Source organism: Psychrobacter sp. TS_SC_6, from assembly GCF_056156305.1.
This window is the reverse complement of the sequence record NZ_CM149590.1, coordinates 2811703-2837117: the sequence shown is the minus strand read 5'-3', so window position 1 is coordinate 2837117 and position 25415 is coordinate 2811703. Positions and strand designations below refer to the sequence as shown.

Below are 25415 nucleotides of genomic sequence, written 5' to 3'. Positions count from 1 at the left end.
GTCAAACTCGTTTAGTCTACCAGGCGTCGTACTTTCACTCGTTTTCCTTGCTATTCTAATTTTTGTGAATGGTACTATATGACGATGATTCAATAAATTTGGTCAATGTGTCTGGGACAGCTCATGGGGTACAGTCTATCATTCGTAGCACTGTACACAAGCTCATTTGTCTTGATATCATCATAACAACTCATGGTTATAAAAGCGACTGTGTCTAATAGTGCTTATCGCGCTTAAAATTTTGTTGCTATGAACAGCTGGCGCACGAATCATGGTCTTAGGCGTATGAGTAGCAACATACCATCATTATATATAAGTCCACTCGACAATAAAGGGTCAACACTATGTATCATCCGATGACGATAGCTGAGAGGAGTTGCCTTGCTAATGCGTTGATTTGCTATGTGCAGTCAGATGCTGTGGCAATGACTCTCGCCAATATGCAGGCGCTTGAGCATCAGTATGGCGTTCACTATAACGCTCGGCGATATCATTATCTACTACCCTTAGGTAAGCTATCGCTATTTGAGCTGGTACTACATTTGCCAGTTGATAGTAAGCCCGTAGATATCGAATCAGTACGTATGGCGGCGTTAAAGGCGGCGCTGGCATGGCAAAAAACGCGCTTATCTCAAGATAAAGAGAACGAAGCGATTGGCCATGATGTTTTAGTTTTTGATATTCAATTCACTGAATGCACGAGCAGTAGCAATCAATGTCATAACCATAACCATAATCATGACCAGCACAATAACTCTCCAAACCGTCTCAAACATGATTTTGGTGTTCGCTATTTTATGGAAGATTTGATTGTCGATACGAATGATAGCACGGGGCAACTGCAAATATTTAGCTGGCACGATTGGCACTCTATATTGGCAATGCTACAGACACCTTGCGAGCTATGGCGATTTTTAGTGTACCGTTTAGAGCAGTTATATGATTTGGCGGCCTATCAAGGATCACGCTTTGTATCAGAAGAGTCGCTTGCCACGCAGTTTTTGTATAGCACCTCACTATTGGCACCAGCCATTGTGATAGACAACGCACTCATAACATCCAAAATCCAAGATGAACCCAATCCAGCACTGGTCGCTATGATGCTCGCTTATAGGCATCAAAGCACGACAGCGCACATGTATCATCAACACATGCAGCAATCATCAGCACTATGGTCGCAACTTTGCTCACAGATGATAGAGGTGTTGGATGAGAAGCGAACAAGCTATCATGACAAAGCACAGGAAAAAGTAGAACTGGCGAGTTGGCAGCAGCAATTATTGGATGAATCTTTGTTTTCGCGTCATGAATTGGTTCGTACTCTCTATCAATATCCTAAGCAAGGACAGAAATTACAGCAAACTGGTTATGTGGTACATCAACATTCTTATGAGTGTTTAGGACGGCACTATGTCTTAATATTTTATGGACAAGATGCAGAAGGAAAGCATGGTAAGTTGGCTATACGCCCAAATTTAGCGAAAATTGCTTTAGATGTGGCGACACGATTGCCAATAGCAGAACTTCATCATGTGATTGTATTGGGTATAGATTTTATAGTAGAGTCTGAAGAGACTTTTATAGATATCGATTTATGGATTCAGCCCGTCGATCCCATGACCCAGCGTGAGCGTCAACTGACTAAAAAAATTCAGCAATTGCAGCAAGGTAATCAGCATAGCTGAACTAAATGACCGTAAATAGTAAGGAAAAACCTGACTCTAATCATCTATCACATGTACGCTTACCTTTCTTGATTGCATCTTATCTGAAACATTCTGACTTAGATGTCTGAGCATTAAGCATTGAGCATAAAAAAGACAGCCTAAGCTGTCTTTTTTATTACTCAAATAGCGATAAATTATTTTAAATTATTAGGACCATCAATATCGCTATCATCAGTTGCGATATGATTGATATCAACCGTAGAAGAATCTACATCACTAGTAGAGCTTAAGTTATTAGGTGTGATGGTATTATTATCTACTTGGATTGTGCTGCTACCAAACGTATCAGTAGCTGTACTTGGCGTATTGTCCCGTACTGAAGCAGCAACCTTATCTTGAGTCGATGAGTGTGGTTTCAAAGCAGATTTTGCCTTTGCTTCGTCACGTTCTCTGTCCATTTTATCCTGCATCTTGCGTAAGAAACGTGCTGCTGCTTCTTGACCACCTAGACCAAACGATAGGGCAAATGCTACAGCAACCGCGCCTAAAGTTAAACCAAATGCTAGGTTAACAATAGAGTCTGCAATACCCATCGCTTTTAGACCCATGGCAAGAACTAAGCCCATGATCAAAACGCGCACGATATTTGCTAAAAACTGTGAACCTTGTTCAGAGCGCTCAACGACACCAGCGATGATATTGGCAAGCCAAAAACCGATGAATAGGATGATTGCGCCTAGGATGATATTGGCACCAAAAGCAATAAACATCGTAATAATGGCTGAAATAGGCTCAAAACCTAATAAGTCAGCAGCAGCGATAGAGGCAAATAACATGGCAAAAAATACGATGGCATAGCCAACTAAGTCAGAAACCTTTTTATCACCCATGGTCTGTTGAAGACCAACTTTGGCAGGTAACTGATTGATTTGCGTATTTTCAAGTAAGCCTTTGATAATGTTTGCAACCATACGTACAACATAGAAAGTCACAACCAAGATAGCGATTGCCATAAAAATATTTGGCAGGGCTTCCATGATTTTGTTTAACATGTTAGTTGCAGGACGAGCAATTACATCAATTTGTAAGGCATTTAACGCAGCAATAATTGTTGGAATAATCACCACTAAAAACGCTAAAGAACCAGCAATGTTAGGCAAGCTGTTTTGTTCGCTTAAACCAGCTTTGGTTGCAAGCTTTTGCACATCAAACGTAGAAACCAAGTTGGTTACGATACCACGTACCACTTTGGCAATGATGTAACCTACTACAAATACTACAGCAGCAATCAAAATATTAGGGATAAAGCTGAAGATTTTATCAACCATATTGGTTAATGGAGCAAATAAACCGTCAAGCTCCAGTTGGCCTAATACCATGGTCAATACTACTAATAGAATGAACCAATAAACCATGTCAGCAATCGTGCTGCTCATTGGTTTTACACCAGCTTTTGCACTCAAACGCTCATCCATTGAGGTTTTTGAAAGTGCAGCATTGATGGCAGTACGTGCAACCGTTGCAATAACCCAACCGATCACGCCAACTGCAATGGCAGCGATAAGATTAGGGATAAAGGTGAGTACTTGGTTTACCATGTTGGCAAACGGTGCTGAAATAGAGTTTAGGTTTAACTGACTTAACGCGCCAGAAATAGCGATAACGAAAATAAACCAAAAAACAATCTTAGAGATGATGCCCTCTAAGTCATAGCTTTTACCCGTTGAAGAGTTCATACGTTGATTGAGATTGATTTTAGCCAGCACGCCGCGTACGAGAGCAGCGATGCCCAAGGCGACAAGCCAACCAATGATGAAAATAAGAATAGCGCCGATGATGGAGCCGATAGGGCCACCCAGATAACCGTTGAACGATGTAAACATTGGATTCATCCTGTCCTCCTCTAATGATCATGTGTCTGCTATAAGATAAGAAAATTACTTCAATTCAAGCATTTAATCTAAGGCAAACACACACCTATTTTATTAGTATTTTTAATTAAAATTACTTTGGAAATTTGATTTTACTGATTTATAAGAAATTTATGCTTAACAGTCAGTAGTCACTATTAACAAAACATACCTTTTGTTATTTCTTTCCTTAACCAATTTAGCTTAACTTATGTAATTATAAATTTAAAGATAGAAAGCTTAACGTCTTACTATATTTGTGTGATAAGTTGTTATTTTTACGATAAATATTAACATAGACTGTACATTTGACCGATAATTTCAAGTGAGTCATAGCAGGCAAAACTAAGATTTGCTATTATAGATGAATGTGACATCTCGCCACTATTATTACAATTTGAGAGCATTTTATGAAAAAAATCACTACCCTAAGCATCAGTGCCCTTGCTAGTGCTATGTTATTAATCACAGGCTGTAGCGCAAACAATGGCAGTAAAGAAACCGCTACTAAAAGTGTTTCAGTGACTGAACAAAGCCCTGCCAAGGAAAAAGTAGGTTATAGCTTGGGCTATATGATGGCAGAAGGGAATAAAGAAGCGGTTGGGGATCTAAACCTTGATACGTTTGAAAAAGGTTTCCGTGATGGTTATGAAGGCAAAAAAGCGGCGTTAACAGAAGAGCAAATGCAAGAAGTGTTAATGACCTATCAAAAAGAACAGGAAGAGAAGTTTGTGAAAGATATGGAATCTAAGGCGGGTGCAAACAAAACTAAGGGCGCCGCATTCTTAGTAGAGAATGGCAAAAAAGCTGGCGTAAAAACCACTGCTTCAGGTCTACAATATAAAGTAGTGACCGCAGGTACTGGCAAGTCGCCAAAAGCTACGGACGTGGTTGAAGTAAACTACGAAGGTAAATTGATTGACGGTACTGTATTCGATAGCTCATATGAGCGCGGTGAGCCAATTGAATTCCCACTGAACCAAGTAATCGCTGGCTGGACTGAAGGTTTACAGTTGATGAAAGAGGGCGGTAAATACGAGTTTTATATCCCCTCTGATATCGCTTATGGTGAAGCGGGTAATGCAGGTATCGAGCCTAATAGCACACTAATCTTCACTGTTGAGCTATTAAAAGTAAAGTAGTTAACAGTAATTAATGCTAATTTAGTATTGATACAATAGACGTTAAAAGAAGCCCTCTTAATTTAAGAGGGCTTCTTTTTGCGCAAGAAATAGCACTTAAGCTTTCGGCATTAATGAGCCATTATTTAAAGGTTCTTTTGGAAAACTTTAGAATTGCGACCGTTATTATACTTCTCGCGGCGCACTTCAGGTAAGGCACTTGCCTCAACTTCAGCAAACCCTTGTTCAACGAACCAATGTGCTGTACGAGTGGTCAATACAAATAACTTGTGTAGACCATGGCTACGTGCTTGTTGCTCCAAAAATGCCAGTAAATCAGCGCCGCGGCTACCGCTACGATATTCTGGATGTATCGCGACGCAGGCAACTTCTGCTGAATCTGTATCGAGTGGATAAAGCGCTGCACAACCTAAAATCATGCCGTCACGTTCGATGACGCTATAATTATCAATCTCTTGCTCCAAGCGTTCGCGTGAGCGACTGACCAATATACCTTGCTCTTCTAACGGCGATAATAGCTCTATCAGCCCCACCACGTCATCGACATCAGCGCGGCGAATCTCTTCGTAAGGGTCGTGACTAATCAAGGTGCCAGAACCATCACGGGTAAATAGCTCTTCAAGTAGTGCGCCGTTTTTGGCATAAGAGATAATATGGGTGCGATGAACCCCTTGGCGACAGGCATTGCTGGCACAGCTTAAGAAGTAATTAATCTCACAGTTTAGATCACGGTCACGTAAAAAGCGATCGACCTCATTTGGAATCATCTCACGTAGCAAACGATCATTGTGATTGATACCGGCTTCTTCGCCCAAGAATATAAGCTTGTCGGCACCAAGCGCAACGGCGGCACTAAGAGCAACATCTTCCGCAAGCAAGTTGAAAACCTCGCCGGTTGCCGAATAGCCCATTGAGCCCAAAATTACAATATGATCGTGTAGTAAATTATTTTTGATGGCTTCAACATCGATGGAGCGTACTTCGCCTGTCATCTGGTAATCAATGCCATCGCGGATACCATAAGGACGCGCAGTGACAAAATTGCCCGACACTGCATCAATACGTGAGCCGTACATAGGTGAATTGGCAAGTCCCATCGATAGCTGCGCTTCAATCTGCAAGCGAATAGCACCAACCGCTTGTAATATAGAAGGCATTGCAACGCGAGGTGTCACACGAATGTCTTTATGCAGTGGCGACTCAATATCAGCATCTTTGAGGTTTTTCTCGATTTGCGGTCGCGCCCCATGCACTAATACCAGCTTGATACCCAAGCTATGCAATAAAGCAAAGTCATGAATCAGTGTGCTGAAATTTGGATGATTGACCGCCTCACCACCAAACATAATCACGAACGTTTTGCCGCGATGGGTATTGATATAGGGGGCGGAATTACGGAACCAATGGACGTATTCAGGGTTAATCTGGGGCATGGCACTAGTAGTCATAATGGGAGCAATAGTCGTTAGAATAAGAAAAAGGATGTGACAGAAAATGCCTGTCGCTAAAGGATCGCTAAAGATTTACCATAGCAAAAAACGTCGTTATGAGCTATCTTTTATTTCAGTAGCGTTAAAGAGTCCTCAAAGCAGATTAACGATATACACAACATCAACACAGGGTTAATGTACGTATAAATGCTTTTTGTTATGCTAAGCCCTATTGCTTTACCGCTGGCTTACGCAGATAATTGATAAAAACAATAATGTTTAAAAGTTAACATGACTGAGTATGACCATATATGATGGTAAATTGCTTATTGTCCTATATTTTTAAAACTAATAAATTTTACCAGCTTTGTTTTACCGATACATTAACTAGGGATAATGAATGTCATGAAGAAAAGTAACCATTTTGCGAACCCATTCAGTGCATGGACTGGACACCGCCTGTTTCATGTTGTCGCTGGTACGCTCGTTGGCGTTATGGCTGTCACGCAAGCATCAGCGATGTTACCCACACCAGAACAAGCCGTTAATAATTCAGTAGCGGTACAGTCAAACTTTAATCAAAACAGTCAGTCAAATGCGCAAGCAGTTAGCAGTAGAATCACAGCGTCATTAATCAGTGTTGATGCCAATGGTAAAGAAATACTGGTTCCTGTGGATGCGAATACGCGTTTGCAGTCAGGTAATGTCTTAGAGTATCAGGGCTATTTTACCAATACCAATGCGGATCGGGTTCGTAAAATGACCGTGACGATGAGCATTCCTGAACAAGTAGAATTGCTGCGTGCTGTTTCTCCTGATTTTCCTTATGGTAGTGCAGACGGCAATACATTTGCCCGTATGCCGCTACGTGGAAAAGTTGACAATCAGTTGCAAGAAATTCCGTTAAAATTCTATAAAGCCGTACGCTGGGATTTGGAAGGCGTTGGTCTTAATGATACAGTCGCAGTGAAATACCGTGCACGTGTCAAATAAGTATATACTTTGATATCTGCTTCATCAAAAAAGCACCGCAGCAATCACTGTGGTGCTTTTTTATCGTCAACCTTTAATATCTGTAGTTAGCAAGATCTTTATATATCCTTTTCCACTATAAATTAAAGAGTGGCATAGTTACTCTTGGATTTTTCGTTAATAAGTTGCTTAATGGCATGAATTTGGGCGGTAGTGGCTTGCGAGCCAGCAGCAATCAAAGCGCTACGCTGGCTGGTATCTAGCGAGCTGATATGAGCAACATTCGGCATAATCACAATATCAGCACGATCACGCTCATGGCGCATTGATGCATCGCTATGATTAATCGGAGATGCTTTCGCATTATAGGCTGCATTGGCGATTAAACTGTTTTCAAGAAAGCCCCAAAAGCTGGTTAATGTATTGAGGTTCGGTTTTTGATTGACAGTCGATGTATTAGCGTTAGCAGCAGTCACATCAACGGCGATGATAATATCGGCACCCAAATCACGGGCGCTATCAACAGGCACTAAGCTTATCACACCACCATCAATATATTTTTTGCCGACTTTTTCAGGGATGCGCGGTGCAATAAAGATATTAGGCACACTACAGGATGCTTGTACGGCAAGCCCAACATCACCCGTGGTAAAGACCGCTTTTTTCAGCGTGTTTTTATCCGCAGCAATAGCGGCAAAGCGGATTGGGAGTTTTTCTATCGTTCGTCCACCAACATTCGCGTTAATAAAGTTTTTGAGCTTAATACCTTCGATAAAGCCTTGGTTAGATAAGGTAAAGTCTGTTAATTCACTATCAGTGGTGTTCAGTGCCAAGCTCTCAAGCTCTTTGGCATTATAGCCACTGGCATATAAGCTACCAACCAAACTGCCGACACTGGTGCCAACTACTAGCGTTGGTGTGATTCCATTCTCTTCTAATGTTTTGATGACGCCTACATGAGCGAAACCTTTGGCACCGCCACCACCTAATACCAAAGCCACTGTAGGTTTATGGGTTAGCTGCACCGCTGTTGGTGCAACTGGCGTCAAATTATTGCAAGCACTCAACAATATAGCAAATATAGCGAAGAGGCTCAGACGAAGCGTCAATAAAAAATGATAATAAGGGTGGCAGATAGAATCAGAGGACATAAAAAACCTTATCAAAAATTATCATAGAGGAGTAAATAGCGGTGTAGTATGGTATTCATCAATAGGTTACGCAGAAATCAGCTAGACGTTGTATGACGAAATAGCTTAGCATAAGGTATTAGTTAGCATAATAATTTAGTGGTATAGCTTGGCACTTTACAGAAAATTGACCATTATCAGATGATAAGACAGCTTATAAGCTAGCATGAATTCTTGAACAAGACACTTGACCTTATAAAATTTATATTAACATCGTTAGGATTTTTGATGCCCACATCAGTTAACCTTGCTACACCTCATTTACTAGATGTTTTGGCACTTGATATGCCGGTGACGGCGCTGGCAGGTGTTGGGCCAAAAGTGGCCGAGCAATTGGCGCAATTAGGCATTGCCCGTATCTTTGATTTGCTACTACATCTGCCGCGTGACTATGAAGATCGTAGTCGCTTGGTGTCGATAGGCGATGTGGCTCATGGACAAGCCGCCATGATTACGGGTCGCGTCGTGCATGTCGATACCAATCGCAGCGGCATGACGGTGATTGTAGATGATGACACGGGTACGATATCTCTACGCTTCTTTAAGGTGTATCGTGGACTTGCTCAAACCATGTGTCTAGGTACCCATCTGCAATTATTCGGTGAGGTCAAGGTGAGTCGGTATGGTAAGCAGATACATCATCCTGAGTATCAAATTATCGGCAGTAACGAGACAGTAGTAAATACCGGTTTACAGCCTATTTATCCAAGTGTTAAAGGTTTACATCAAAATAAGCTGCGCACATTGATTAAGCTTGCACTGCAAACGGTTCGTAGTCAGGGCTTGCCAATGACTTTATTTACGCCTGAGGATTTTGCAGTTGTTGCGGATTTGCCATTAGTGCCCTTTGAGCCTGTTAAAACACTGAAAACCGAGCCAGATTATCCAGAAGATATCTTTTCCACCCTCGCGCGTAGTGTGCCTGACAACGGTTTTGCTAGTAGTGTTAGTGATAGCAGTAACAGTAGCGTCAATAGAACGAAGCCCTCTTTTTATCATAGTCAAAATAATACCAGTTCCGATGTTATAAGTATGGCTAACAATAACGTCTATAATTTAACCATATTTGAAGCATTGGTATTACTGCATACGCCGCCTACTTATACTGATGCTGGTCAACAATATAAATTATTAACCCAATTAAGCGCTCGTACTCATGCTGCTTGTCAACGCCTCATTATTGAAGAGTTGACTGCACATCAGCTCAGCTTATTATATCGCCGTCAGCAATTACATCAGTATAAAGCGCCAAAATGTGCTATCCAAAGTCCATTGGCAGATAAATTGTTTGGTGCGTTGCCGTTTGATTTAACGGGCGCGCAGAAAAGAGTTATGAGGGATATTACCGCTGATATGGCGACTTCAATACCAATGCTCAGATTGATACAAGGCGATGTTGGCGCTGGTAAAACCTTAGTCGCGGCAGGTGCGGCGGGTTATGCATTAGATAATGGTTGGCAGGTGGCCGTCATGGCACCGACGGAGATTTTAGCGGAACAGCATTTGGTTAATTTCAAAAACTGGTTTGAGCCGTTAGGCATTGGGGTCGGTTGGTTGGCTGGTAAACAAACCGCTAAGCAGCGCCGAGAAGCGTTAGAAGCGGTGAGCGAGAATACCGTACAAGTAGTCGTTGGGACGCATGCGCTTTTTCAGGATCAGGTGCAATTTGCCAAATTGGGTTTGGTTATTATCGATGAGCAGCATCGCTTCGGTGTTGAGCAGCGTATGGCGTTGACCAATAAAGGCGTGGCTGGTAGCACGCCGCATCAGCTTATTATGACTGCAACGCCCATTCCGCGGACGCTAGCGATGAGTGTTTATGGTGATATGGACACTTCTATTATCGATGAGCTACCACCAGGGCGTACACCAATTACTACCGTAACAATTGACCGCAACCGCCGTGATGAGGTGATTGAACGTATTGCAGTTAATTGTGAAGCTGGCAGGCAGGCATATTGGGTGTGCTCACTGGTTGAAGAGTCGAGTGTACTCGATGCGCAAGCTGCTGAGGCGACTTATGAAGATTTGAGCGAGCGTTTAGATATTCGTATTGGCTTGGTGCATGGCAAAATGAAAGGCGCTGATAAACAAGCTATTATGCAAGCGTTCAAGGCAGGGCAACTTGATTTGTTAATAGCTACTACAGTTATCGAAGTGGGTGTTGACGTGCCCAATGCTTCTCTGATGGTCATTGAAAATGCAGAGCGATTGGGTCTATCGCAATTGCACCAATTACGCGGGCGAGTCGGGCGCGGTTCAACAAAAAGCTATTGCGTGCTGTTGTATCAGAAGCCGTTGTCGGAGACAGGTACTGAACGTCTAAATGTATTGCGTGATAGTACTGATGGTTTTGTCATTGCCCAAAAAGATTTAGAGCTACGTGGTCCGGGCGAATTATTAGGAAAGCGTCAAACAGGTAATATCGGGTATTATTTGGCGGACCTTATTCGGGATGAGCAGTTATTTGCTATTGCCCAGCGTTTGGCAAAGCATCTGATTACAGATCCTGCACGCAAAACCGATGTCAGCCAACTGATTCATCGTTGGATGCCAGAGGCAAGTCGTTATACCAATGCCTAAAGAATCAGCATTCTTAAAGTCTTTATAAAGTAAAAAACATTTTTAAGATACTATATGTATAAATAAAGTGACTTCTTAATATATGCTATGCTCAATAAATTTACGGACTATTGTAGTCAAAACAGCGTTTTCACTATATAAAATCGCTTGTTTGACGTAATACTCGCCTAGTTTCACCTATTATTTTCCTCATATTATATATCCTTATTATTGCCTGTATTGACAGAGAATTATCATGAGCGATGTTGAAGACAACAAGCTGCCAGTTGAATCTGAGCTACCCCCATATCGTCAATCTGATGCGCGCGCGTCTGAGCCATTATCAAAATTTCCTTTATGGTTATTACCAGTATTGGCCATTGTGCTCGTTATTGGGGTATTGGTTGGTAAGTACTGGGGCAATGATGAGGAAGCAAGCAATGAGTCGCCCGTTGCTAACAGAGTGCAAAACGATAGCGCTAACCTAAAAGATGCTAGCATCGAGCAAGCTGTATTATCGGTTGAAACAGTGCTACCAAGCCAAGATAATATTGGTAATACGCTCAGTGCTGATGGAACCATCAATGCTAAAGATGTCGCTAATGTCAGTGCCAAAGTAAACGGCGTAGCGATTGAACGGATATTGGTCGAAGAAGGTCAGCGTGTCAAAGCTGGTCAAATACTGGCTGTATTTGATACCGACGCGATGGAGCAGCAAGTCTTGCAAGCAGAAGCAGATGTTGCTGAAGCAGAAGCGACGCTTGCCAATGCCACTGCCGATGCCGTCCGCGTCCTGCCACTTATTGATATTGATGCCATTAGCAAGCAAGAAGCAGATCGCTATCGTACTGCTAAACTACAAGCGCAAGCAGCACTGCAAGCCTCTAAAGCACGGCTGAATACGCAGCGCTTGAGTGTCAATAATGCCAATGTGGTTGCACCGGTTAGCGGTATTATTAGTGAGAAAATGGCTGAAGTTGGTATGGTTGCTGGTGGAGACCCACTATTTACTATTATCAAAGGTGGTATTTTGGAATGGCGTGCGGATATCGATCCTAAGCTGATTGGGGAGGTTAATGTTGGCACACCAGTGCAAGTTAGCCTACCGGGCGGCGATTCTGTCATGGGGCAGGTCAGTCGCATTGCACCAACAGCCGAGAATAATAGACAAATTACCATTTATGCTAGCCTTGCTGCTAACGCAAAAATACGAGCAGGCATGTACCAAACGGGCGAGTTTTTATTGGGTAGTAGTAGCGCTCAAACGGTTCCTAATAGCGCCATTGTCAGCAATGACGGTTATGACTATGTGATGCTAGTGACCAATATCAGTACTAAAAACGGTCACAACATTGGCCGTATTAAACAACAACGTGTGACCCTTGGTGAGCGCTTTGGCGATAGTATTATGCTCATAGAGCCACTCCCTGTAGAGAGCCGACTTGTAAAGCAAGGAGGAAGCTTTTTAAATGATGGTGACTTGGTACGTGTCGTTGATGGTCTGAGTCAAACTGGTAAGCAAGCGAATGCTGATGGTCAAGCAACTGCTAAGCAGGCTAGTGGCGCTGACACGCAGGCGCGCTCATGAGTTTAAATGTCTCCGCCTACTCGATTAAAAATCCATTAGTGGCTATCTTACTGTTTGTACTGCTGACCTTAGGCGGTATCTATGGCTTTATGCAAATGAAGGTGCAGCAGTTTCCTGATATTGACCTACCAGCGGTGGTGGTCACGGTTACTTTACCGGGTGCCGCACCATCGCAGCTCGAAAACGATATTGCAAAAAAGGTGGAAAATAAGCTCACCAGTATTGAGGGCGTCAAGCACATTCGTACGACGATACAGACGGGCGCTGCCACTATGGTCGCTGAGTTCGTCTTAGAAAAAGACATCCAAGAAGCAGTTGATGATGTACGTTCAGCAGTCGGTGAGGTACGTGGCGATTTGCCTGCCGCCGCCAATGACCCTATTATTACCAAGGTCTCAACATCAGGATTCCCAGTCGTCACGTACTCTTTCGCTGCTGAAAACATGAATGTAGAAGACTTGTCTTGGTTTGTCGATGATACCGTCACCAAGCGTTTATCTGATATACCCGGTGTCAGTACTGTTAGCCGTATCGGCGGTTTGCAGCGTGAAATTACGGTTGCCGCTGACCCTATTACCTTGAGTGGTCTAAAGCTTTCTATCACGCAATTATCCAATCAAATTACGGGTATTCAGCAGGACAGCTCAGGCGGTGAAGCCGAAGTTGGCAAAACCACACAGACCATTCGTGTACTTGGTGCTGTTGAGCGCTCAAGCGAGCTGAATAATTTACAAATAGCCGTCCCTACTGGCGGTACGCAAGCACTTGGACGCATGGCACAAATTACGGATGGCGCGGCTGATCCCAGCTCTATTGCCAAGCTCGATGGGAAAACGGTGGTTGCATTTAATATTACGCGCTCGCGTGGTGCCAGTGAAGTAGAAGTGATGACTCTGGTTGACGCTGAGCTTGCCAAGCTGTCAGCAGATGTGGGCAATATTAGTATTGAAAAGGTTTATGATCGAGCAACGCCAATCGCTGAAGATTATCAAGCGTCATTACGGATGCTGATAGAAGGTGGTTTGCTTGCCGTAGTCGTAGTGTTCTTATTCTTGCGCAATATCCGCGCAACTTTTGTGGCTGCTGTGGCATTGCCATTGTCCGTCATACCTACTTTTTTGGGTATGTATCTGTTTGGTTTTAGTCTTAATATTATATCCTTATTGGCATTGTCACTGGTCATTGGTGTACTGGTCGATGATGCAATTGTGGAAGTTGAAAATATCATTCGCCATTTGCGTATGGGTAAGACGCCTTATGAGGCGGCAATGGAAGCAGCGGACGAGATTGGCTTGGCGGTGGTTGCCACTACCTTTACCTTGATTGCCGTGTTTTTGCCGACTGCGTTTATGGGCGGCATTGTCGGGCAGTTTTTCCGGCAGTTCGGCTGGACGGCGGCATTATCAATATTTGCCTCGTTAATGGTCGCGCGTCTAATTACACCGATGATGGCAGCATATATATTGAAACCAGAAAAGAAGCACGTTGAAAAGCAGAGCGCGCTGATGGACTGGTATCTCAAAGTGGTCTCATGGACGCTAGATCATCGCTGGATTACGATGGGTGCTACTTCGGTATTGTTTGTAGCTTCGTTGGCTCTGGTAAAATTATTACCCACCTCTTTTATACCTGATAATGATATTGACCAAACACGGGTGGCGATTGAGCTGACACCCGATATGGCGTTAGCGGACACGGAGCGAGTTGCCGCGCTGGCAAGTGAGCGTATTTTAGCCATGCCTGAAGTGAGCAATATTTTCACATCAGTAGGTGAGGCGCAGGCGACAATGGACTCAAACTCTAGCGGTGGTAAGGCAGAGAATATAGCAGGTCTAGATATTGTACTTGCGCCAAGAGCAGAGCGCGGCTCTAAGCAAGAGATTGAGCGCAAGATTAGTACTATATTATCAGAGGTGCCGGGTGCACGTTTTACCGTTGGTTTATCGAGTGGCGGTGAGACAGGCTATAACTTTTCTTTAACCAGTACCGACCCGCAATTGCTTGAGCAAACGGTACAGCAGATGATGTCAGAGATTCGTCTGTTACCGACGGCGGGTTCTGTAACCAGTGACCGCAGTCTACCGCGCCAAGAGTTGACCGTTACGCCCAACCGATTAGCAATGGCGGATAAAGGCGTAACCACGCAAGATATCGCTACGACCTTGCGTGTGGCTACCGTTGGCGACTATGAGCAACGTTTGTCCAAGCTGAATTTAGATACTCGGCAGATACCAATAGTAGTACGCTTGCCAGATATCGCAAAGCAAAATGTCCGTCAATTAGAAGGTCTTTATGTACCGAGTACGCTGCCAGCAGGACAAGGCGTGCGTGTTGGCGAAGTTGCGACGCTCGACTTTGGTACTGGACCTGCGCAAATCAGTCGTCTTGATCGTGAGCGAGCGATTAGTATTACTGTTCAGCCTACCAATGGTGAGCTTGGTGATTTGGTACAAGCGGTAAAGAGTATACCTAGTATGCAACAGCTGCCAGCCTCTATTACTATTGTTGATCAAGGACAAGCAGAAAGTATGGCCGAATTATTTAGCGGCTTTGTGATTGCGATGTCGGTCGGTGTTGTCTGCATTTTGGGCGTACTTATATTATTATTTGGACGCATCTTGCAGCCATTTACGATTCTCATGGCATTGCCACTGTCTATCGGTGGTGCCTTTGTGGGCTTGGTAATTACGAATAGCAGCCTGTCAATGCCCTCGATGATTGGTTTTATTATGTTGATGGGCATTGCGACCAAAAACTCTATCTTGTTGGTCGATTATGCACTGATTGCTCAGCGGCGCGGCTTAGCACGTTTTGAGGCGATTATCGATGCTTGCCGTAAGCGTGCGCGCCCGATTATTATGACTACCATTGCGATGGGTGCGGGCATGCTGCCATTGGTCTTTGGTTGGGGCGATGCCGATCCGACGTTCCGTCGACCGATGGCGGCCGCCGTATTGGGTGGTTTGGTCACTTCAACTTTATTGAGCTTGGTCGTCATTCCAGTTGTCTATACGCTGATGGATGACCTATCAGGATGGTTTGCTAGATGGCTTGCTCCAAATGGTAAGCCAGATATAGTGACTGAGGAAAAGTAACAGCTCTAACAGTATTACTGCTAGTAAGCGACATAAAAATCTCAAACTATATTCAGGTATAGTTTGAGATTTTTATGGGTAAGAGGTTAGTTACTAGATTAATTCAAGCTATTATCAAGTCAAAGAGTCGTCATGTGTGTTATGGGGAGACAAGTTACCAAGGTAATAGGCTTTAATTATGGTTCTTTGTATGACGTTAGTCTGAAACTGGTAAGTTTAGTGGTTTAGTTAAGCAAGTCTTTGTTATAGTCGACTCAGTTAAGTTTATCAAAGAAACTGTTTGTATCGATATTTTGATGCTATCCGTGTCTTGATCATTACTAGAACTATAAACCAGTTTCTACAAATATTAGAAAACAAGGAGTAACTATGATTAATGCCTATGCAGCAAAAGAAAAAGGTGGCGAGTTTGTACCTTATCAATATGATCCTGGCATATTAGGGGATCATGAAGTAGAAATCGAAGTACATAGCTGCGGTATCTGCCATAGCGATCTATCGATGTGGCAAAACGAGTGGGGAATGACCCAATATCCGTTTGTAGGTGGGCATGAAGTCGCAGGAAAAGTCCTCGCAAAAGGCAAACACGTCAAGCATCTAGAGCTTGGTGATAAAGTCGGGCTTGGCTGGCATAAAGGATATTGCAACGTTTGTGATCTATGTATCGGTGGGGACCACAATCTATGCCCTGAGCAAGAAGGGACGATCATTGGTAACCATGGCGGTTTTGCAGATAAGGTGCGCGCAAAAGATACTAGCGTCATCAAGATACCTGAAGGGCTTGATTTTAATTCTGTAGGACCGTTGCTATGTGGTGGCGTTACGGTGTTTAATCCGCTTATGCAGTACGACATCACGCCAACCTCAAGAGTAGCTGTTATCGGTATTGGTGGTTTGGGTCATCTAGCGCTTCAATTTGCCAATGCGTGGGGGTGTGAAGTGACGGCATTTACCAGTGAATCAAAAATGGAAGAAGCAAAAGAGATGGGCGCTCATCACTCATTAAACTCAAGAGAGGATAGTGAAATTGAAAAAGCAGCGGGTTCTTTTGATTTAATCATATCAACAGTGAACGTCGATATGAACTGGGATATTGTGATCAAGACTTTGAGACCAAAAGGTAAGCTACACTTTGTTGGACTGTTAGAAGCTCCATTAGAGATATCAGCTGCACCAATGATTATGTCTCAAAACAGTCTGTCGGGCTCACCAGTTGGATCACCGTCAATCCTGCGAAAAATGTTAGATTTTGCCGCTCGACATGATATTCAGCCAGTGACTGAAACGTACAAAATGTCTGAGATCAATGAAGCATTTGAGCGCCTAGAGAGCGGTGATGCTCGCTATAGAGTGGTATTAGAAAGAGATTAAAAGTCATTAAAGGTAACGAAGCATAGTCATAGTAGTGATACCTCATTTAAGGAAAGACGGGGTATCGCTATTTTTTTGTATCGTACCTCTACTTTCTTTAAGCCATTTTTGCTTTTTTTTGAGCGAATAAAAAACCCTTGCTTTGGTATTAAACAACAGCAAGGGCTAATAGTTGAGTCAATAGAATGAATTGTCTAGTATGATACTTTATTACTCGCTCACATAAGTATTGTTAAAATAGTAAACATTATTCGACTGTAACTGATTTTGCGAGGTTACGTGGTTGATCGACATCAGTACCACGCATCACCGCCACATGGTATGACAGCAATTGTACTGGCACGCTATAAACAATCGGCGCAAGCGTTTCGCAAACATCTGGCACATACACCACGTGCAATCTATCTGCTGCGACCATTTGACTGGATTCGCTCGCAAAGACAAACAGTTCACCATGACGGGCATGAACTTCTTGCATATTGGCTTTTAGCTTATCAAACATACTGTCTTTAGGTGCTAGCACCACGATAGGCATGTCTTTATCAACCAATGCCAATGGTCCGTGCTTCAGCTCGCCTGCCGCATAGCCTTCAGCATGAATATAAGAGATTTCTTTTAATTTTAATGCACCTTCTAGAGCAATTGGAAACTGCAAACCACGACCTAGGAATAAGCAGCTTTTTTTATACTCAAAATGCTCGCTCATGATCTTGATAGGCGCGTCGAGATGTAAGCTGGCATGGAGCTGACCCGGTAGTTGTTGCAGTTGACCAAGCAGCGTGCTCAAATTTTCATCAGTCATGCGCTGTTGGGTCACACCTACCTTTAACAACAATAACATCAATGCCGCAAGCTGAGTGGTAAAGGCTTTAGTAGACGCCACGCCAATCTCGGGACCGGCAAGCGTTGGTAAGAAAATATCCGTTTCCCGTACCAATGAAGAGGTTGGCACATTGCATAATGCCAGACTTACCAGTCCAATAGGAGACTGTTTTTGAATATCACGTAGTGCAGATAAAGTATCAGCCGTCTCGCCCGACTGAGAAATACAAATCACTAAAGAGTTATCAATGACGACTGGATTGCGATAACGGAACTCACTGGCAACTTCCACTGAGCAAGGCACACGAATAAGACTCTCAAACCAATATTTTGCGACCAAACCTGAGTGATAGCTGGTACCACAAGCGATCACTTGTACGTGCTTAATACTTTTTAATTGTGCTTCATGACGTTGTAAAAAGTCATCACGCAGTTTAGTTGGCTCATCGCTATCTAATGCCATCTCGATAGTACGAGCGACAGCATCTGGCTGCTCGTAGATTTCCTTGAGCATATAATGTTTAAATTCGCCTTTGTCCGCATTGTGTTGTGCTGCGTCAATTTCATGTATTTGACGTTTGACCTCAACACCATCAGCGTAAACCTGAATACTGTTACGCGTTAATCGGGCAATATCGCCTTCCTCTAAATACATAAAACGGTTGGTCACTGGTAAAAGTGCCAATTGATCGGAGGCGATAAAGTTTTCGCCAATACCGACGCCAATCACCAAAGGAGAGCCTAAACGTACTGTAATAAGTTCTTCTGGGCAATCAATATGGATAACGCCAAGGGCAAATGCGCCATGTAATAAAGGAGTGACAGTGCGAACGGCTTCCAATAAGTCAGGCGTTGCTTTATAGATATCGTTAATGAGATGCGCGACGACTTCGGTATCGGTTTGCGAGGTAAACTCATACCCTTTGGCAATTAATTCTTCTTTTAGCTCGGCGTAGTTTTCAACGATACCATTATGTACCACAGCAATTTTGCCTGAAACATGCGGATGGGCGTTACGCTGAGCCGGTTCGCCATGCGTTGCCCAGCGTGTATGTGCAATACCAATATGACCATCGAAAAACTCTGGGTTGACTGCGACGGCATTGACTAGGGCCTGAACTTTACCCACTTGGCGCTCACGGTGGAGCTCGCCATCACGAATGACAGTCAGACCAGCAGAATCATAGCCTCGATATTCTAGGCGCTTAAGTCCCTCAAGTAAGATATTGGCGATATTACGCTCAGCCACTGCCCCAACTATTCCACACATAACTATTCCTTAAATTTAATTATTAGTATTTCGATATATAGTTAAAATATCTCAAAAACGCTACAGTGCTGCTGGTATAAATTTTTTGCAGCCTCTGTCTGCGTAGGCACAGCAAGCAAGAAAAATTAATATCAGCAGTACTTGATGTATCGATATTACTTTTCCCTGACTATATGACGAGGTCTGGTTAATCTATAAATATAAATAAGCAGCACCACAAATCATTGTCGTACTGCTTGAGATTGCTAAGAGCCGTCTTTATTTAACTAACTGTCAACGCTGCCATTATTCTTTAGTCGGACGATTAAAGTCGTTTTTCTGTGTTTGACGAGCACGACCAAAGGCTAGTGCATGAGCATCAACATTTTTAGTAATCACTGAACCAGCTGCCACAGTAGCGGTATCACCAATGTTCACTGGTGCCACTAGGCTTGAGTTAGAGCCAATAAAGGCATTATCTTCAATGATGGTTTGTGATTTATTCACACCATCATAATTGCAAGTAATCACACCAGCGCCAACATTGACACCAGTACCAATAGTGGCATCACCAATATAGCTTAGATGATTAACCTTGCTACCATCACCAATCGTTGATTTTTTAATTTCGACAAAATTACCGACTTTGCTGTTGTCAGAGAGTACGGTCTCAGGACGTAAATGCGCAAAAGGACCAATATCTACACCTGCGCCAACTTCAGCGCTATCAATCACGCAATAAGGTTTTATATGACAAGCGTTGCCTATCCGGGCGTTTTTAATGATACAGCCCGCTTCGATATAAACATTATCACCTAAGACACAATTGCCCTCAAATACCACACCCACATCGACAAACACGTCCTGCCCTGCGCTCAAGGTGCCACGAATATCGACACGAGTAGGGTCAGCGAACTGTACGCCAGCTTCTTGTAGGTCGGCGACCAGTTTACCTTGCCATGTACGCTCTAAGCTAGCAAGTTGTTGGCGGTTATTAACGCCTTCAATCTCAAAAGTATACTCAGGCTCAATGGCTGCAATCGTAATACCGTCAGCGACTGCCATTTTGACAATATCAGTCAGATAGTATTCTTGCTGCGCATTTTTATTTGATAGCTTGGGCAAAAATTTATGTAGCAGAGCATTATCGACGCAGTAAATACCGCTATTAATTTCTTGTATCTGCTGCTCATCGTTATTGGCGTCTTTTTGTTCAACAATGGCTTCAATATTGCCTTCTTTATCACGCTTAATACGACCGAGTCCAAATGGATTATCAACGGTCAGCGTCAACATAGACATACCGTCAGTATTAGCAGATTTTAACGCAGTTAACGTTTCGCAGCTAACCAATGGCACGTCGCCGTAAAGAATGAGGCTTTGTCCATCTTTTGGTAGCGCAGATAGGGTCACTTTGACCGCATGTCCCGTGCCCAACTGCTCAGTTTGGGCAACCCAAGTAATGCGCAAATGCGCATATTGCTGGTCAATGTGATCTTGTACTTGCTCGCCACCAAAACCATGCACAATGATGGTGTCATCAACGGTTAACTGATGACAAGTATCAAGGACATGACCGAGTAACGACTTGCCAGCCAGTGTCTGCAGCACTTTTGGCTTAGCTGATTGCATGCGCGTGCCTTTGCCTGCCGCGAGGATAATTACCGAAAGAGGAGATGTCATAATAGCCTACAAATGTAACAAAATATAAGATCGAATTATAGCGCAGATTGCTAGGTAACTAAAACGCTATGTCGTGACAACTTTGTAATTCAGCTATGGCTAATAGCAATATTAAATGATGAAAGTTGTTTTGTTATCATTATGTGGTTACACGATAAAATAAATGCACTGCTAATGTAAAATTAGAGGATTATATTATAAATAATGACCCAAACTGCCGCTGCCATAATACCAGCAATAATGTCATCGAGCATAATACCAAGGCCGCCTGCGACTTTTTTATCTGCCCAGCCAATCGGTGGTGGCTTAATGATGTCAAAAAAGCGAAAAAGTATGAAGGTCATGATCAGAGCAGCGATAGAAAAAGGTTGCGAGATATTGTGCCAAAAATTACCGTCAGCAATACCTAGATAAGACAACGGCAGTAAGGTAACCCATATACCTGCCCACTCATCCCAGACAATATGTGGGTCATCATGACCGCCCATCAAATCTGAGGTGCGACCACATATCCAAATACCAATGATGCAAGATAAAAGTGTAATAATTAAAAATGGTATAAAACCTAAGCGTAGCAGCGGTATTGCAACAATTAAGCCACCAACCGTACCCCAAGTGCCGGGCGCCCGACGAGGTAAACCACTGCCTAAGCCGATACCAAGCCAATAAACTGTGCGGTCAAGTATGGTGGCGTTGACTGGCACAGGAGGGCAATCATTGGCTTTACGGATATCGGGCTTAACTAGGTCGTGATCGGTCATGGGTTAACCTGCAAAATGTTGGTAACCCATAAGATTGGGCCAAGTAATAAACGGTGAGGGATGGGTGGGTGTCACTGGCTGATCTTGATAATAAAGTTCAGGATGTTTATGCGCCACATTATCTGTATTTCTATCACTCGCCAATGCAATCACATTGCCAATGTAAGTCACAGGCGTATTAACATCGGTACAAGAAGGTGGCTCGATATGGGGAGGCAAGGTAAAAGCCAACTCATAATCATCGCCACCAGTTAATTGACACAATAGCCGCTCAGATACATCGATACTAGCTAAAGGGTTACTGGTAGGAAGAGCTTCCAAATTAAGTCTCATAGCGATGCCGCTTTGCTCGCAGATATGACCAATATCTTGATAAAGACCATCAGAGATATCTATCATTGACGTTGCACCGATTTGTGCTAGTGCTGCACCTAAGCTAATACGTGGTGTTGGCATATGAAGTCGATGCGCAAGTTCAATGCCGATAGCATTATCAGGGTGCTGTAAGGCATAAGCGGCATCGCCAAGTGTACCTGATACATAAATTTTATCACCGACTTGCGCACCTGAGCGACAGACAGCTGGAGTAGCTGCGGCAAGCAGCCCTTGGGCACTGACACTCAACACTAAGCTATCATTACGGGTCGTATCGCCGCCGATAAGGGTAACGCCAAATAACTGGCAAGCATGAAATAAGCCTTTGGCAAATTCAGTCAGCCACTGACTATTAGCAAGGCGCTGAGGTAAGGCTAATGCCAGTAAAATGCTATGCGGTGTGGCACCCATAGCCGCAATGTCCGAGACATTAACTGCCACAGCTTTATAACCAATAGCAAATGCCAACTTGTTAACCTGATCCCAGTCTTTACTAAAGTGACGACCTTGAACGAGTGTGTCAATACAGCTGACTAAGCGCGCACCTTGCGGCAATGCCATCACTGCTGCATCATCACCGATGCCCTTTTCGACAGCGTTAGATGAGGACTGCGTGGCTTGCATTTGTAAAAATATACGCTCAATCAGCTCAAATTCATTCATGGCTAGTCTTTGCTTTGTTTATCAGCATCATTTAATTCAATACTTTTTGTATCAAAATCAACGCTATCCGAGTCAAGTAATTCGACCTCTACTGTAACTTTGTCATTGCTAGCAGCGATGTTTTCTTCTACTGGCTGATCATTGACAATGTTTTCGGCACTAACGGCAATCTCGTCCGCTTTATCAACGATGACTGTTTCGATGCTAGTCGGTTCAATAATAACTTCTTCAACTGTATTTTGAGTATCGTTCTGCTTACTGGCTTTGTAATCAGTAATATTTGCCAAAGCTTTACTGACACTATTGCGTTTAACACTGGCATTATTAGCACTGATACGTGGTTTATTTGATGCTGTCGGTTTTTCTTCGATATCACTATTATTGGCATTGATATCTGTGTTTTTATCCGCTTTGATAACAGGCTTAACTGCCGCTTTTTGCGAGGAGCGAAGATTGGCTTTACTATCTGCGTCTACTTCGGCAGCACGTAGCTCAACTGCCATTCTATCTAATACGGCATTAATCAGTTTATGTGCATCTGTCGCGCCAAAATGATTGTTCAGTTTCATCGCTTCATCAAGCACGACTTTATAAGGAATCTCTAAGCGATTCTGTAGCTCATAAGCACCAACCAAAAGAATGGCGTGTTCAACCGTATCGAGTTTATTGATTTCACGATCTAGGTGCTGACTAATAAGCGCATCTAGAGCATCAATCTTTTCTGGGATATCACGCATCATTTCGTGATAGTAGCCAATATGTACGGTATGCATGGCATTGGTCGCGCGTGTACGAGCAGCAATATCGTGCGGGGCATTGGCTTTCCAGCCAAGCTTGCCATCGATATCAAAACGGCGGTCAGTAACCAGCCATTCATATAGACCTTGCATAGCAAAGCGGCGAGCCTTACGGATAGCCGTGTGACTGGTCTTATAAGAAGACTCACTCATATCAAAGGTTTGATCGCCCGCACTGCTGCTCGCGATGCGCGTGGCTTCAGCTTGTTTATCATTGATTTGTGCGGTTTGTGCAGCGCTAATAGCGCGCTTGAGTTGGTCAGTCATAAGGGGTCTATACCTAGTTTTTGAGATAATAAGTTTAAAAATAAAATGTTAAATAGTGGTCGACTAGCAAATGTTGCTAGTCAGTCTTGGAGATGGATATTCGATAATCACTTAAAATATTAATGCTATTGTAAAATGCTGAGGGCTATCGTTATAACCATAGCCCTATTTCAAACAATAAATAATGATTTTATACTCATAAATGCAGCTAACAGTGAGTGCAATTAAGCGTCTTCGCTGCCATCATCAATGTCTAACTGTGATAACACAGCAAGCATTTCTAGTACAACCATCGCTGCTTCTGAACCTTTATTACCAGCTTTAGTACCAGCACGCTCAATCGCTTGCTCGATGCTGTCAGTAGTCAATACGCCGTTTGCGACTGGAATATTATAGTCAATGGCAACACTGCTTAGACCTTTAGCTGATTCGCTGGCAACAAAGTCAAAGTGCGGCGTGCTACCACGGATAATCGCACCCAAAGCAACGATAGCGTCAAAGCGATCAGACTCAGCAGCGCGCTGGGCAACCAATGGCAACTCAAACGCACCCGGTACACGAATCACGGTGATATTGCTGCCCAATACGCCATGACGAAGCAATGCATCAATCGCACCATCAACCAATGACTCAACGACAAAACCATTAAAACGACCGACGACGATACCGATACGCACGTCCTCGTTTTGATGTAAATTGCCATCAATATGGGTCACGTCATTGCGTTGCTGTTGTAAATTTGACATAAAAAATCCTTTGCCGAATAGGCTATTAATAGAAGTATGAGAATCTAAGTATTAGGAATCTAAATATATTGCTAGGTTCAAATCGCTTATTTAATTGGCTAGTGAGCAGATAAATAGGCAGGCAAATGAACGAAAACCAAATGATAATAAGCAGTTAGCGCTATGATAACATTTTTTTCTGCTATGTTTGTATTTTACCAACGTCTTACAAACGCATTTGTATGCCTTGCGCTGTCATATATGCTTTGGCTTCTTGAACGGTATACTCGCCAAAGTGAAAAATGCTGGCAGCAAGGACGGCATCGACGCCGCCTTCTAATACGCCTTCGGCTAAATGCTGTAAATTACCGACACCGCCTGAAGCAATGACCGGTACATTTACATGGCTGGTAATTTGCTTCATCAATGCCAAGTCATAGCCCTTTTTGGTGCCGTCGCCATCCATTGAAGTCACTAATAATTCACCAGCGCCAAGATCGCTCATTTTTCTTGCCCAAGCGACCGCATCAATCCCCGTAGGCTTGCGACCGCCGTGGGTAAATATTTCCCAACGCGGCATAATAATGCCATCAACTTCAATGTCAGCAACGCGCTTGGCATCGATAGCAACGACGATACATTGATTACCAAATTTCTGCGCCGCCTCTCCAACAAATTCAGGGGTAAATACCGCTGCAGAATTGATCGCTACCTTATCTGCGCCTGCATTGAGTAAATTGCGAATATCAGCAATCTTACGTACACCACCACCGACGGTTAACGGCACAAATACTGTTTCAGCCATACGCTCAACGGTATGATAGGTGGTGTCGCGCTCATCGTTGGTGGCAGTAATGTCCAAAAAAGTAATCTCATCGGCGCCTTGCTCATTGTAGCGTTTTGCCACTTCAACAGGGTCGCCCGCGTCCTTGATATCGACAAACTGCACACCTTTAACCACACGACCATTATCAACGTCCAAACAAGGGATGATACGCTTTGCTAACATAGGGACTTTCGCCTTATAATCAATTCATTCTATAAGCGCTAGTCTAGCAAAATCACCGCCATCTCAGGCAGGTTTTCGCAAGATTAATGTGCTTTTAACCAAAATTTATGTATAAGCGCTGCCATTGCCCTTAGTGT

At 43.4% G+C, this 25415-nt stretch carries 17 protein-coding genes; 7 read left to right on the top strand and 10 right to left on the bottom strand.

Annotated features, from left to right (window positions below; translation table 11 throughout):
- Positions 1-344: 344 nt before the first annotated feature.
- Positions 345-1685: a hypothetical protein gene (locus AC0J5Y_RS12055; RefSeq protein ID WP_475130905.1), complete on the top strand. Its 1341-nt coding sequence runs from the start codon at positions 345-347 to the stop codon at positions 1683-1685.
- Between the two features lie 176 nt (positions 1686-1861).
- On the opposite strand, the gene AC0J5Y_RS12050 is transcribed toward AC0J5Y_RS12055, so the two are convergent.
- Positions 1862-3559: a mechanosensitive ion channel gene (locus tag AC0J5Y_RS12050; protein ID WP_475130904.1), complete on the bottom strand. Its 1698-nt coding sequence runs from the start codon at positions 3557-3559 to the stop codon at positions 1862-1864.
- Between the two features lie 428 nt (positions 3560-3987).
- On the opposite strand from AC0J5Y_RS12050, the gene AC0J5Y_RS12045 reads away from it, so the two are divergent.
- A complete protein-coding gene (locus AC0J5Y_RS12045) occupies positions 3988-4719 on the top strand; it encodes an FKBP-type peptidyl-prolyl cis-trans isomerase (protein ID WP_475130903.1) in 732 nt (243 codons plus the stop codon).
- A gap of 125 nt (positions 4720-4844) precedes the next feature.
- On the opposite strand, the gene argA is transcribed toward AC0J5Y_RS12045, so the two are convergent.
- On the bottom strand, positions 4845-6167 hold the full coding sequence (argA, locus tag AC0J5Y_RS12040) for an amino-acid N-acetyltransferase (protein ID WP_475130902.1): 1323 nt from the start codon (positions 6165-6167) through the stop codon (positions 4845-4847).
- A gap of 387 nt (positions 6168-6554) precedes the next feature.
- Between argA and AC0J5Y_RS12035 the strand changes: the two genes are divergently transcribed.
- On the top strand, positions 6555-7142 hold the full coding sequence (locus AC0J5Y_RS12035) for a hypothetical protein (protein ID WP_475130901.1): 588 nt from the start codon (positions 6555-6557) through the stop codon (positions 7140-7142).
- Between the two features lie 122 nt (positions 7143-7264).
- On the opposite strand, the gene AC0J5Y_RS12030 is transcribed toward AC0J5Y_RS12035, so the two are convergent.
- A complete protein-coding gene (locus AC0J5Y_RS12030) occupies positions 7265-8272 on the bottom strand; it encodes a patatin-like phospholipase family protein (RefSeq protein ID WP_475130900.1) in 1008 nt (335 codons plus the stop codon).
- Positions 8273-8539: 267 nt separating this feature from the next.
- Here AC0J5Y_RS12030 and recG point away from each other — a divergent pair, with 267 nt between their 5' ends.
- The 4 genes from recG to ahr all read left to right on the top strand — a co-directional run bounded on the left by recG (position 8540) and on the right by ahr (position 16927).
- The gene (recG, locus tag AC0J5Y_RS12025) at positions 8540-10894 is read left to right on the top strand and encodes an ATP-dependent DNA helicase RecG (RefSeq protein WP_475130899.1); all 2355 of its coding nucleotides are present in this window, start codon (positions 8540-8542) and stop codon (positions 10892-10894) included.
- 235 nt (positions 10895-11129) lie between these two features.
- Positions 11130-12461, top strand: coding sequence for an efflux RND transporter periplasmic adaptor subunit (locus AC0J5Y_RS12020; RefSeq protein WP_475130898.1), 1332 nt, complete (start codon positions 11130-11132; stop codon positions 12459-12461).
- Positions 12458-15556: an efflux RND transporter permease subunit gene (locus tag AC0J5Y_RS12015; protein WP_475130897.1), complete on the top strand. Its 3099-nt coding sequence runs from the start codon at positions 12458-12460 to the stop codon at positions 15554-15556. Before AC0J5Y_RS12020 ends, AC0J5Y_RS12015 begins: the two co-directional genes overlap by 4 nt.
- A 369-nt stretch (positions 15557-15925) precedes the next feature.
- Positions 15926-16927, top strand: coding sequence for an NADPH-dependent aldehyde reductase Ahr (gene ahr / locus AC0J5Y_RS12010; protein ID WP_475130896.1), 1002 nt, complete (start codon positions 15926-15928; stop codon positions 16925-16927).
- Between the two features lie 247 nt (positions 16928-17174).
- Here ahr and glmS read toward each other — a convergent pair whose 3' ends face one another.
- The 7 genes from glmS to hisF form a co-directional block, all read right to left on the bottom strand.
- A complete protein-coding gene (gene glmS, locus AC0J5Y_RS12005; RefSeq protein WP_475130895.1) occupies positions 17175-19019 on the bottom strand; it encodes a glutamine--fructose-6-phosphate transaminase (isomerizing) in 1845 nt (614 codons plus the stop codon).
- A gap of 285 nt (positions 19020-19304) precedes the next feature.
- The gene (gene glmU / locus AC0J5Y_RS12000) at positions 19305-20681 is read right to left on the bottom strand and encodes a bifunctional UDP-N-acetylglucosamine diphosphorylase/glucosamine-1-phosphate N-acetyltransferase GlmU (protein ID WP_475130894.1); all 1377 of its coding nucleotides are present in this window, start codon (positions 20679-20681) and stop codon (positions 19305-19307) included.
- Positions 20682-20863: 182 nt separating this feature from the next.
- Positions 20864-21442, bottom strand: coding sequence for a phosphatidylglycerophosphatase A family protein (locus tag AC0J5Y_RS11995; RefSeq protein WP_475130893.1), 579 nt, complete (start codon positions 21440-21442; stop codon positions 20864-20866).
- A gap of 3 nt (positions 21443-21445) precedes the next feature.
- Positions 21446-22480 (bottom strand): thiamine-phosphate kinase, encoded by a 1035-nt coding sequence (gene thiL / locus AC0J5Y_RS11990; protein WP_475130892.1) that lies wholly within the window; start codon positions 22478-22480, stop codon positions 21446-21448.
- Between the two features lie 2 nt (positions 22481-22482).
- A complete protein-coding gene (gene nusB / locus AC0J5Y_RS11985) occupies positions 22483-23544 on the bottom strand; it encodes a transcription antitermination factor NusB (RefSeq protein ID WP_475130891.1) in 1062 nt (353 codons plus the stop codon).
- A gap of 224 nt (positions 23545-23768) precedes the next feature.
- A complete protein-coding gene (gene ribH / locus AC0J5Y_RS11980) occupies positions 23769-24290 on the bottom strand; it encodes a 6,7-dimethyl-8-ribityllumazine synthase (RefSeq protein WP_011514697.1) in 522 nt (173 codons plus the stop codon).
- Positions 24291-24495: 205 nt separating this feature from the next.
- Positions 24496-25278 carry an imidazole glycerol phosphate synthase subunit HisF gene (gene hisF, locus AC0J5Y_RS11975; RefSeq protein ID WP_475130890.1) on the bottom strand — a complete coding sequence of 261 codons (783 nt, stop codon included), beginning with the start codon at positions 25276-25278 and terminating at the stop codon, positions 24496-24498.
- Between the last annotated feature and the right edge of the window lie 137 nt (positions 25279-25415).

What these genes read in the sequence shown, in the direction of transcription:
- hisF (WP_475130890.1), bottom strand. Translation starts at nt 25,278, where the DNA reads ATGTTAGCAAAGCGTATCATCCCTTGTTTGGACGTTGATAATGGTCGT.
- thiL (WP_475130892.1), bottom strand. Translation starts at nt 22,480, where the DNA reads ATGAATGAATTTGAGCTGATTGAGCGTATATTTTTACAAATGCAAGCC.
- argA (WP_475130902.1), bottom strand. Translation starts at nt 6,167, where the DNA reads ATGACTACTAGTGCCATGCCCCAGATTAACCCTGAATACGTCCATTGG.
- recG (WP_475130899.1), top strand. Translation starts at nt 8,540, where the DNA reads ATGCCCACATCAGTTAACCTTGCTACACCTCATTTACTAGATGTTTTG.
- AC0J5Y_RS12055 (WP_475130905.1), top strand. Translation starts at nt 345, where the DNA reads ATGTATCATCCGATGACGATAGCTGAGAGGAGTTGCCTTGCTAATGCG.
- AC0J5Y_RS11995 (WP_475130893.1), bottom strand. Translation starts at nt 21,442, where the DNA reads ATGACCGATCACGACCTAGTTAAGCCCGATATCCGTAAAGCCAATGAT.
- ribH (WP_011514697.1), bottom strand. Translation starts at nt 24,290, where the DNA reads ATGTCAAATTTACAACAGCAACGCAATGACGTGACCCATATTGATGGC.
- AC0J5Y_RS12015 (WP_475130897.1), top strand. Translation starts at nt 12,458, where the DNA reads ATGAGTTTAAATGTCTCCGCCTACTCGATTAAAAATCCATTAGTGGCT.
- AC0J5Y_RS12045 (WP_475130903.1), top strand. Translation starts at nt 3,988, where the DNA reads ATGAAAAAAATCACTACCCTAAGCATCAGTGCCCTTGCTAGTGCTATG.
- AC0J5Y_RS12020 (WP_475130898.1), top strand. Translation starts at nt 11,130, where the DNA reads ATGAGCGATGTTGAAGACAACAAGCTGCCAGTTGAATCTGAGCTACCC.
- ahr (WP_475130896.1), top strand. Translation starts at nt 15,926, where the DNA reads ATGATTAATGCCTATGCAGCAAAAGAAAAAGGTGGCGAGTTTGTACCT.
- AC0J5Y_RS12035 (WP_475130901.1), top strand. Translation starts at nt 6,555, where the DNA reads ATGAAGAAAAGTAACCATTTTGCGAACCCATTCAGTGCATGGACTGGA.
- nusB (WP_475130891.1), bottom strand. Translation starts at nt 23,544, where the DNA reads ATGACTGACCAACTCAAGCGCGCTATTAGCGCTGCACAAACCGCACAA.
- glmS (WP_475130895.1), bottom strand. Translation starts at nt 19,019, where the DNA reads ATGTGTGGAATAGTTGGGGCAGTGGCTGAGCGTAATATCGCCAATATC.
- glmU (WP_475130894.1), bottom strand. Translation starts at nt 20,681, where the DNA reads ATGACATCTCCTCTTTCGGTAATTATCCTCGCGGCAGGCAAAGGCACG.
- AC0J5Y_RS12050 (WP_475130904.1), bottom strand. Translation starts at nt 3,559, where the DNA reads ATGAATCCAATGTTTACATCGTTCAACGGTTATCTGGGTGGCCCTATC.
- AC0J5Y_RS12030 (WP_475130900.1), bottom strand. Translation starts at nt 8,272, where the DNA reads ATGTCCTCTGATTCTATCTGCCACCCTTATTATCATTTTTTATTGACG.